The organism is Flectobacillus sp. (genome assembly GCF_049240685.1).
In the GTDB taxonomy this organism is placed as follows: domain Bacteria; phylum Bacteroidota; class Bacteroidia; order Cytophagales; family Spirosomataceae; genus Flectobacillus.
In genome coordinates this window covers 1-2,641 of sequence record NZ_JBMLSD010000319.1, presented here as the reverse complement: position 1 = coordinate 2,641, position 2,641 = coordinate 1, and the positions used below count along the sequence as shown (strand labels likewise).

At 40.4% G+C, this 2,641-nt stretch carries 1 protein-coding gene; it reads left to right on the top strand.

The features are described from left to right. Positions 1–812 precede the first annotated feature (812 nt). Positions 813–2,393: a sodium:solute symporter family transporter gene (locus ACOVQ4_RS14515; protein ID WP_421821346.1), complete on the top strand. Its 1,581-nt coding sequence runs from the start codon at positions 813–815 to the stop codon at positions 2,391–2,393. Positions 2,394–2,641 lie beyond the last annotated feature (248 nt).

Below are 2,641 nucleotides of genomic sequence, written 5' to 3'. Positions count from 1 at the left end.
CATTGGCAAGTCCAAGAAACTCAAAAAAGTAAGATTTAATATCTAGAAGCTGTAGCCTTTAAGCAATAGGCATTAGGCAAAATGTATCCTCGGTCAGTGTCCCGAATCCGAATCCTAGGTCAGTGTCCCGAATCCTAGGTCAGTGTCTCACTGACCTACTCGCGACAGCAAAAGCCAGCATAAAAAGATTGAAAATAGTATAAAGGATTATAAACCGCTTAGATGACCCGAGGTGTCGAGTGAGACACTCGACACGGATTGAAGAATCCTAGGTCAGTGTCCCGAATCCTAGGTCAGTGTCTCACTGACCTACTGGCGACAGCAATAGCCAGCATAAAAAGATTGAAAATAGCATAAAGGAGTATAAACCGATTAGCTGACACAAGGTGTCGAGTGAGACACTCGACACGGATTGAAGAATCCTAGGTCAGTGTCTCACTGACCTACTGGCGACAGCAAAAGATAGCATAAAAAGATTGAAAATAGTATAAAGGAGTATAAACCGCTTAGATGACCCGAGGTGTCGAGTGAGACACTCGACACGGTTTGAAGAATCCTAGGTCAGTGTCCCGAATCCTAGGTCAGTGTCTCACTGACCTACTCGCGACAGCAATAGCCAGCATAAAAAGATTGAAAATAGTATAAAGGAGTATAAACCGCTTAACTGACCCGAGGTGTCGAGTGAGACACTCGACACGGATTGAGACACGAGTTGTCGAGCGGAATACTCGACACGGATTGAACTTTAAGCCTACGGCATAAAGCCCAAAGCAGAATTAATTTGTTTAATTACAAAACCCTAAACCCAAACTATGCTTTCACCTCTAGCAGAAAAGCTCACTTGGCTTGATTATGCCATTGTGGGAATATATCTAATTGTATTGTTGGTTATTGGCTATCGTGCAAGTCGTCAAAAAAATACTGACGAAACGCTTTTTCTAGCCAATAAATCACTGGATTGGTACAGTATCGGTTTTAATATGTGGGGAACAAATGTGGGACCTTCGATGCTTTTGGCATTTGCTAGCATTGGTTATAGCACTGGTATTGTGGCCGTTAACTTTGAGTGGTATGCCTTTGTCTTCTTGTTTTTGCTAGCCATTGTTTTTGCCCCAAAATATATTGCCTCGAAAGTATCCACTATGCCAGAGTTTATGGGAAAGCGTTATGGCGATTCTACCCAAAATATCCTAGCATGGTATGCCCTCATCAAAATTTTGATTTCTTGGTTATCGCTCGGTTTGTTTTCTGGAGGTTTTTTGGTTCGACAAATTTTAGGCGTTCCAATGGCTCCTGCGGTAATTGTTTTGGTACTATTTGCGGGGCTCTTTGCCTATATGGGTGGGCTCAAGGCTATTGCAAAAGTGAATGTTTTCCAAATGATTCTTTTAATTGGAGTTTCTACTACGCTCACGATCTTAGGATTACAGAAAGTTGGAGGTATCTCAAATATGTATCAACAAGTGCCAGCAGATTTCTGGACTTTGATTCATCCTGCCAATGATACCAAATATCCTTGGCCAGCCATTTTGTTGGGTTATCCTGTTTCAGCAATTGCATTTTTCTGTACTGACCAAGCCATGGTACAATCAGTTTTAGGAGCAAGAACCCTCGAACAAGGTCAATTGGGTGTAAACTTTATCGCTTGGTTAAAAATCTTATCTCTACCGTTATTTATCTTGACAGGGGTTATTTGCCATATTCTATTTCCTAACCTAACAGACCCCTCAATGGCATATATGACCATGGTAACCAATTTATTTCCTGCGGGATTAAATGGTTTAGTCATTGTTGTGTTGATTGCGGTATTGGTCGGAACTATTGGTTCGTCGCTCAACTCACTGAGTACTGTTTTTACGATGGATGTTTATGTCAAAAAAATCAATCCAAGTGCTAGTAACGAACAAATTATCAAAGTCGGTCGCTTGACGGTACTGGCAGGTTGCGTATTTGCCGTATTGATGGCCTTGGCCATTGATTCCATTAAAGGGCTCAATTTGTTTGATGTATTTCAGTCGGTTTTGGGCTTTATTGCACCGCCACTTTCTGTAGTATTCTTACTAACCGTTTTCTGGAAAGCCATGACACAAAAAGCCGTAAACGCCATTTTATCTTATGGCTCTGCCTTTAGTCTTGGCGTTGGGGTATTGTATTTATGGGTTTTTACGCCCGACAAATACAGTTTTTGGCCGCATTACCTCTTGTTATCCTTTTTCATTTTTGCCTTTTTAGCATTTGTTGCCGTGATTATTTCTATCACTGACAAAAATCCTATAATCCATCTTTCTGAAAAAGAAGAATCTAGTCAAGAATTTAAACCAAGCACCAGAGTAATTACCCTTTGGACAGCCTTAGTGGTTGTGATGGTTTCATTATATCTGTTTTTTAGTTAAAACAATCATTTTAAGTAATCGTGCAGAATAAGATTTAAGTTATGTGTTTAGGCACTAGGCAACAGGCACAAGGCACAGAGTGTTAATATATTTTTTATTACCCACTGGCATGCTTTTTTCCAAAACCCACCGCCGAAAGCTGTTACCTGAAAGCCCCAAGCATAATCTTAAATTTTATTTTGCCTACTAATTTAAAGCGAGCTTTTTCGCCCCCAAACCTCAATTCATACATGAAACGTTTTTTCTAC